The organism is Streptomyces macrosporus (assembly GCF_039533145.1).
Classification (GTDB): domain Bacteria; phylum Actinomycetota; class Actinomycetes; order Streptomycetales; family Streptomycetaceae; genus Streptomyces; species Streptomyces macrosporus.
Genome location: NZ_BAAASZ010000040.1, coordinates 1 through 8,027 on the forward strand (window position 1 = coordinate 1; position 8,027 = coordinate 8,027).

Genomic DNA, 8,027 nt, shown 5'->3' on the forward strand with positions numbered 1-8,027 from the left:
GGCGTTGGTGCCGCTGATGCCGAACGCGGAGACGCCGGCGCGGCGGGGGCGGCCGGGGCGCCCGGGTCGGTCCAGCGGGCCAGCAGCGCGGCGGGCGTGGCCCGGGCCAGACCCAGCTCCTCCAGCAGGCGGGAGGTCTTCGGCAGCGGCGTCGGGCGGGACGAGGCCGCCCCGCGCCCCTCGTCCGCCTCGCACAGCGGGGCCAGGGCCCGCGCGAAGCGCTCGGCCCAGGCGTCCGACACCCCGTCCACGGTCGCCACGGGAGCGTTCGCCGGGTCCGTGCCGCGGCGGACCACCCGGACCGCCGTGGCGACGGCGCCGCTGAGCAGGCCGACGGTGCCGCAGACGCGGAAGGCGGGCGAGGCGGTCGCCGCGGCCTCCAGGGTGACGGCGAGCGGGGAGGCGGGGGTGGCGGACGGAGTCTCGGCCAGGCACAGCAGGTGGACGCCGGCGGCCGGTCCGCGCGCCGCCAACCGCTCCACGGCCTCGCGCAGGTCGGCCGGTCCGGGGTCGCCGTCGACCACGGCGACCGTCGGCGGGCCGCCCGCCCCCCGCTCGTCCAGCCGCCGGACCAGTTCCTCGATGCGGGCGGCGGCCTGCTCGTGGTCGTACGCCAGCAGCAGACGGCAGTCCTGACCGCGGGTGGGGCGCAGGTGCGGCAGCCAGCCCAGCCAGGACCACTCCCCGCGGGCCGCGTCCCCGTGCGTCCGGTCGGCGGCCAGCAGCACGATCTCCAGGGCGCCCGGCCCGTGCAGCGCGGCGAGCTGGGCGAGCACCGCGCGCACCAGCGGCAGCAGCCGGTCCCGGGGGCCCGCCAGCCCCAGCGAGCCGACCTCCCGCAGGTCGACGGTGACCGGGGCGACGCCCCCGCCCGCGCGACGGGTGGTGCCCAGGCGGACGGTGAGCGCGTCGGGGTGGTCCGGGCCGCGCTCCCACAGCCGGGGACCCGGCCCCAGCGCGGTGAGCAGGATCTCGGACGGATCGGGCCACCGCTCGTCGTCCGGCGGTGGTGCGGCGGACCGCGACGACGCCGCCGGCCACGCGGCACCGGCCGCCGCCGTCCGGTCGTCCTCCTCCGTCCGGCCCCCGGTGAGCCAGCGCGTCCAGGAGCCCAGACCGCCGCGTCCGCGCCGCTCACCCGGGGCGCCGCCACGCGGGCGGACGAACCCGGCGCCGTGGGTGCCGCCGCCGTCGGGGAAGGGGTGGTGGCCGGCGCGGCCGTGCTCGGCCTCCTCGGGCGCCCCGCCGGGCCCGGGCACGTACGGGGTGGCCGATCCGCCCGGCGCGGCCGGCAGCGTCGCGCCGCCCAGCCCGCTGACCGTCTCGGCGGCGGGCGCCGCGATCCCGCCGGGGCGCGGGGAGGCGGTGCCGCCCCCGGCCGCGCCGGACGCGCCGGGGACGATCCGCAGCCGGCCCTCGCCGTCCGGGACGGTGGGCAGGGCGGCCGGGACGCCCGGTATGCCCCCCGCGCCGGAGTCGGCCCGCAGCCGCACGGCCGACTCGCCCAGCCGCAGCGTCGCCCCCACCGGCAGGGGGACCGGCCGGTCGTGGACGGGGACGCCGTCCACCGTCGTGCCGTTGGTGGAGGCCAGGTCGGTGACGGTCACCTCGCCCGTGTCGGCCACGGTGACCAGGCAGTGCAGCCGGGAGACGTCCGGGTCGTCCAGCGGCACGTCGGCCTCGGCGGAGCGGCCGACGCGGACCTGCCCGCCCCGCAGCAGGTGGACGCCGCCCGCGTCCGGTCCGGCGACCACGTGCAGCCGGGCCCGCGCGCCGCCGGGCGCCGGGCCGTGGCCCCAGGGGGCGGTCGGGCCGTAGAGGGAGACCACCGCGCCGTCCACCAGCGGCGGCACCCCGAGCATCTGGCGTGCCGGGTCCAGCCGCTGGGCTCCGACGAACACCGGCACCGCGTCCCCGGACCCGGCGGCGGGGGCGACGCCGGCCGAGGCGGCGGCGGCCGCGAGGGCGCCCGTCACGGCGGAGAGGGTGGTGCCGGGAGGGGCGGTCACCAGCACGTCGCACCCGCTCGCGGTCTGTTCCGCGGAACCGCCGCGCGGTCCGAGGACAGTCAGCCGGATCTGCATCGCCATCGGCCCCTTCAGTCCCGTGATGCTGGGTGCATCCTCGCACCGTCCACCGTCACCGCGCCCGCGATCCCCCAACGAATGATCTTGATTGGTCGGCTACGCGTGCAAATGTGGCCGGTAATTGCCTGCCCACTGAGCGTTTCGCTCCGGGGCGGATCACCGCGTGGGGTGCGCGGGGGCCGCCTCGCGGCAACCGCCCGCCGGTGCGGCGCGTCCCAGACGGAAGACGGGCCGCCGGACGGTGAGGGACGGCGAGGGACGGCGGGGGACGGGGAGGAGAGGGAAGAAGGGCGGAAAAACGCCGGAAACGGACGGGAAGCGAGCGGAAGAGCGCGGGAGGAGGCGGAGAGGGATGCGGAACCGGAACGGAGAGGGGGCGGAAAGGGGACCGGCGGCGGACGGATCGACCCCGTCCGGTGTGTCCCGGCCCGTAGGTCCTCCTGCTCCACGGCACTACAGTGGGCCGACGGGGCGCCCACCGCGGTCGCCCCGGCAGGACCGATCACGATCAGGGAGCGCATGACGTGCGGCCGGTAGGCAGCAAGTACCTGCTCGAAGAGCCGCTCGGGCGCGGCGCGACGGGCACCGTCTGGCGCGCGCGTCAGAGGGAGACGGCGGGCGCCGAGGCGGCCGTGGCCGGGCACCCCGGCGAGACGGTCGCGATCAAGGTGCTCAAGGAGGAGTTGGCGAGCGATCCGGACGTGGTGATGCGCTTCCTGCGCGAGCGCTCCGTCCTGCTCCGCCTCACCCACCCCAACATCGTCCGCACCCGCGACCTGGTGGTCGAGGGCGACCTGCTCGCCCTCGTCATGGACCTGATCGACGGCCCGGACCTCCACCGCTACCTGCGCGAGAACGGCCCCCTCTCGCCGGTGGCCGCCGCGCTGCTGACCGCGCAGATCGCCGACGCGCTGGCCGCCAGCCACGCCGACGGGATCGTCCACCGGGATCTGAAACCGGCCAACGTCCTGCTCGCCGGGTCCGAGGACGACCCCGCGGGCCTGCGGCCGATGCTCACCGACTTCGGCATCGCCCGCCTCGCCGACTCCCCGGGCCTGACCCGCACCCACGAGTTCGTCGGCACCCCGGCGTACGTCGCGCCCGAGTCCGCCGAGGGACGGCCGCAGACCTCCGCGGTGGACGTCTACGGCGCCGGCATCCTGCTGTACGAGCTGGTCACCGGCAGACCGCCGTTCGGCGGCGGCACCTCCCTGGAGGTCATCCAGCGGCACCTGACCGAGGAGCCGCAGCGCCCCGGCAACGTGCCCCTGCCGCTGTGGACCGTCATCGAGCGCTGCCTGCGCAAGAACCCCGACGAGCGGCCCGGCGCGGAGAGCCTCGCCCGGGCCCTGCGGACGGTCGCCGCGGGCATCGGGGTGCACGCCACGCCCGCGCAGGCCGAGGCCGCGATGGGCGTCGCCGCGCTGCTGGACCCGGACCCGTCGCCCACCCCGGTGCCCGGGGGCCCGCAGGGCCCCGGCACTCCGCCCGGCGCCTCGGACCCCACCCAGGTGCTGCCGACGTCGGGCGGCCCCGGCGGCGGCCCCGCCTACGACCCCAACGCGGCCACCAGCGTCCTGCCGCAGACGGGCGGTCCCGGACAGGGCTCCGGACAGGGAGGGGGCCAGGGCGGTTCCGACGCCGACGCCACCCGTGTGATGTCGCCCATGCCGGACGGCCCGCCCGGTCCGGGCGGACCGCGTCCGGAGGAGCCGCACCCCTGGCAGACCCAGCTGCGCGCCGCCCGGGACCGCAACGAGCAGACCCAGATCCAGCCGCTCGACCCGGAGCTGGACCCGCTGCGCCGCCGGCCCCGGCGCCGCCCCGCCCCGCAGCCGCCCCAGCCGCAGCAGCCGCCCCGGCAGCCCCGGTCCCAGCCGCAGCAGCCGAGGCCGCAGTCGCGCCGGCGGCAGGCGCAGCAGCAGCCGTACGCGCCCGCGCCGGCCCGGCAGCCCGAGCCGCAGCCGCAGCGGTACGAGCCCCCGCGCCCGCCCGCGCCCCAGCGCGCCCCCCGGCAGCCGCGGCAGCGCAGCTCCAGCCCCCTGCGCATCCCGGGGCTCGGCTGCCTCAAGGGCTGCCTGTCCATGGTGCTGATCGTCGTCCTGATCTGCGTCCTGGTGTGGAACTTCACGCCGCTGCCCGAGTGGTGGGACCAGGGCAGGCAGTTCTGGGAGGACACCAAGACCTGGTTCGGCGACGCCTGGGCGTGGCTGGAGGACCTCGTGGGCGCCGGCCAGGGGGCCGCCGAGAACGTCAAGGACGTCCAGCAGGACATCCAGGACGTGCAGGAGAACCTCCCGGACGCCCCCGCGAACAACGGGTGAGGCGGGCCGACCCGGGCGCTTTGTCGACTTTCGAGGTCGGATTTCCGTTCCCCCGGTGACGGTTGCTGCCATCCGAGGGGCGCGACACCCCTTCGGCAGCGTAGTTTTGTCGCCATGTCACGGAAGATCGGCAGTCGGTACACCGCCCACCAGATCCTGGGTCGCGGCAGCGCCGGCACGGTGTGGCTGGGCGAGGGACCGCAGGGTCCCGTCGCCATCAAGCTGCTGCGCGAGGACCTGGCCGCGGACCAGGAACTGGTGGGCCGCTTCGTCCAGGAGCGCGCCGCACTGCTCGGCCTGAACCACCCGCGCGTCGTGGGCGTGCGCGACCTGGTGGTGGACGGCAACGACCTCGCCCTCGTCATGGACCTCGTGCGCGGCACGGACCTGCGCACCCGGCTGGAGCGCGAGCGCCGCCTCGCGCCGCAGGTGGCGGTCGCCATCACCGCCGACGTCGCCGACGCGCTGGCCGCCGCCCACGCGGCCGGGATCGTGCACCGCGACGTCAAGCCCGAGAACGTCCTGCTCGACGTCCACGCCCCGGCCGGTCCCGGCGGCGCCCCGCCCGCGCTGCTCACCGACTTCGGCATCGCCAAGCTGATCGACGCGCCCAGCCGCGGCAACGGCAGCCGGGTCGTCGGCACCCCCGACTACGTCGCCCCGGAGATCGTCGAGGGCCTGCCGCCGCGCGCCTCCGTCGACGTCTACGCCCTGGCCACGGTCCTCTACGAGCTGCTCGCCGGCTTCACGCCCTTCGGCGGCGGCCACCCCGGCGCCGTCCTGCGCCGGCACGTCACCGAGCGCGTCGCCCCGCTGCCGGGCATCCCGGACGAGCTGTGGCAGCTCATCCACCAGTGCCTGGCCAAGGCCCCCGCCTCCCGGCTGCGCGCCTCGGAGCTGGCCGCGCGGCTGCGGGAGCAGCTCCCGGCGCTGGCCGGCCACCCGCCGCTCGACATCGACGAGCCGGAGCCCGAACCGGAGACGTACGGGGAGTACGGCGCCTACGAGGGCACCCCGTACGCCGCCGAGCCGTACGACACCTCCGCGCGCGGCGTCGTCCCGCTCGTGCACGGCTCCGCGCCCGACTCCACCCGCGACACCCACACCAGCATGCGCGTCCCCGGCGCGGACGAGCTGGCGGGCGGCGCCCACGGCACCGCCCGCGCCCCCCGTGCCCAGGGCGCCCCGCGTGCCGGCTCCGCGCGTCACCGGGCGGCCGAGCGCCGTCGCCGCATCAGGCTGGGCGTCACGGCCACGGCCGTCGCCGCGGCGCTGGGGGTGGGCGGCTGGCTGGCCCTGGCCGACGGCGAGGAGGGCGACCCCGCGATTCCCTCCCCCACGGAGAGCGACCCGTCGGAAACTCCCTGACCAGGGAGGATGCCCCGCACGGGAGGTTTTCCCGGCCACCGCCCGGCCGGGGGTCGGCCGGGGGTCGGCCGTCGGGACGGAAGCAACGCTTCTTCCAGCCGTTAGTCTGGATGCGTGGCAGTCGTCGACGTATCCGAAACACTGAAGTCCCTCACCTCGACCATGGAGTCGATCGAGGCCGTCCTGGACCTCGACAAGATGAGGGCCGACATCGCCGCGCTCGAAGAGCAGGCGGCGGCCCCCTCCCTCTGGGACGACCCCGAGAACGCCCAGCAGGTCACCAGCAGGCTCTCCTTCCTCCAGGGGCAGCTCCGCAAGGTGGAGGAACTGCACGGCCGGATCGACGACCTGGAGGTGCTGTTCGAACTGGCCGAGGCCGAGAACGACGCCGACGCCCGGGCCGAGGCCGAGGAGGAGCTGAAGTCGGTCCGGAAGGCCGTGGACGAGCTGGAGGTCCGCACGCTGCTCTCCGGCGAGTACGACCCCCGCGAGGCCATGGTCAGCATCCGCGCCGAGGCGGGTGGCGTGGACGCCGCCGACTTCGCCGAGCAGCTCATGCGGATGTACCTGCGCTGGGCCGAGCGCAAGGGCTACCCGACGGAGGTCCTCGACACCTCCTACGCCGAGGAGGCGGGCATCAAGTCCGCCACCTTCACCGTCAAGGCCCCCTACGCCTACGGCACCCTCTCCGTCGAGCAGGGCACCCACCGCATGGTGCGCATCTCGCCCTTCGACAACCAGGGCCGCCGTCAGACGTCCTTCGCGGGCGTCGAGGTGCTGCCGGTCGTGGAGCAGACCGACCACATCGAGATCCCGGAGAACGAGATCCGCATCGACGTCTTCCGCTCCTCCGGCCCCGGCGGCCAGTCGGTCAACACCACCGACTCCGCGGTCCGGATCACGCACCTGCCGACCGGCATCGTCGTCTCCTGCCAGAACGAGAAGTCCCAGATCCAGAACCGCGCCGCCGCCATGCGCGTCCTCCAGGCCCGACTCCTGGCGCACCGCCGCGCGGAGGAGCAGGCCAAGATGGACGCCCTCAAGGGCGACGGCGGCAACTCCTGGGGCAACCAGATGCGTTCGTACGTCCTCCAGCCGTACCAGATGGTCAAGGACCTCCGCACCGAGTACGAGGTCGGCAACCCCCAGGCCGTCCTCGACGGCGACATCGACGGCTTCCTGGAGGCGGGCATCCGCTGGCGCAAGCAGCAGGAGCAGGAGCAGAGCGTCGGCTGACCATCGGCCGTCCCATGGTGTCGGTTGGGTCACAGACCGGCCCGAAGAGTCCCCAACTACCGCTCCAGCTTGGACATTTCGGTTTTACTCCGGCTTGACGACGGCGTGACAACTGGGAAAGCATTCAGGCTGGCACGCGCGTGTTCGGGGCGCGTAGGCACGGGGGTGGGCAGGGTCCGGATCGACGATCACCGGCCGGCCCGGCGCATGGCACCTCGGCACGCAGGAAGCTCCGCACGGCTGCCCCACTGACGATGACCACTACTGGGGGTAGTTGGCATATGACAAATTCCAAGACGCGGCTGCGTGTGGCGCGCATCGCCGCTGCCGCGGTGTTCGCCGCGGGCGCGTCGCTGACCGCCATCGGCACGGCCTCGGCGTTGGACCTCACCGCCATCCAGGAGAGCAACACCACCGAGGGCACGACGGACGGCTCCACCGAAGGCGGCAGCGAGGGCGCCACCTCCGAGGGCACCACCGGTGTCATCGAGGGTGTCGTCGAGGGCCTGGTCGAAGGACAGCAGGGCGGGACGGACCCGGAGCCGGAGCCGAGCGACCCCGAGCCGGAGCCGAGCGACCCGGAGCCGGAGCCGAGTGACCCGGAGCCGGAGCCGAGTGACCCGGAGCCCGAGCCGAGCGACCCCGAGCCGGAGCCGAGCGACCCCGAGCCCGAGCCGTCCACCCCGGGTGAGGAGCCGGCGAGCAGCGGTGGCAGCGGCGGCGGTTCCGACGAGGACGACCCCAGCACCTGCGTGCTGGACGAGGACTCCGTGAACTGCGGCACCGACACCGACTCGGTGGGCACCAAGCCGATCAGCCAGGAGAAGCCGAAGGAGGAGCTGGCCGAGACCGGTGCCGCCGAGACGACCTTCCTCCTGATCGGTGCCGCGACGATGATCGCGGGCGGTGTCGCCTTCCGGCTGATGCCGCGCATGGCCGGCCGCCGTACGGCCGCCTGAGCGATTCCCGCGACAGGCGTCCGTCACAGCCGGTGACGTAACGCCGAAACGAC

The 8,027-nt window shown here is 75.5% G+C and carries 5 protein-coding genes; 4 read left to right on the forward strand and 1 reads right to left on the reverse strand.

Annotated elements, in window-relative coordinates; translation table 11 throughout:
- A partial coding sequence (locus ABD335_RS26595) for an FHA domain-containing protein (protein ID WP_425583755.1) occupies nt 1-2,090 on the reverse strand: 2,090 nt, incomplete at its 3' end.
- 521 nt (nt 2,091-2,611) lie between these two features.
- On the opposite strand from ABD335_RS26595, the gene ABD335_RS26600 reads away from it, so the two are divergent.
- The 4 genes from ABD335_RS26600 to ABD335_RS26615 all read left to right on the forward strand — a co-directional run bounded on the left by ABD335_RS26600 (nt 2,612) and on the right by ABD335_RS26615 (nt 7,974).
- The gene (locus ABD335_RS26600) at nt 2,612-4,411 is read left to right on the forward strand and encodes a serine/threonine-protein kinase (RefSeq protein ID WP_344328067.1); all 1,800 of its coding nucleotides are present in this window, start codon (nt 2,612-2,614) and stop codon (nt 4,409-4,411) included.
- Between the two features lie 114 nt (nt 4,412-4,525).
- A complete protein-coding gene (locus ABD335_RS26605) occupies nt 4,526-5,779 on the forward strand; it encodes a serine/threonine-protein kinase (RefSeq protein ID WP_344328068.1) in 1,254 nt (417 codons plus the stop codon).
- 114 nt (nt 5,780-5,893) lie between these two features.
- Nucleotides 5,894-7,015, forward strand: a complete 1,122-nt coding sequence (gene prfB / locus ABD335_RS26610; protein ID WP_344328070.1) for a peptide chain release factor 2 — start codon at nt 5,894-5,896, stop codon at nt 7,013-7,015.
- Between the two features lie 281 nt (nt 7,016-7,296).
- Entirely contained in the window at nt 7,297-7,974 is a 678-nt protein-coding gene (locus ABD335_RS26615) for a hypothetical protein (protein ID WP_344328071.1), read from the forward strand.
- The last annotated feature ends 53 nt before the right edge of the window (nt 7,975-8,027 follow it).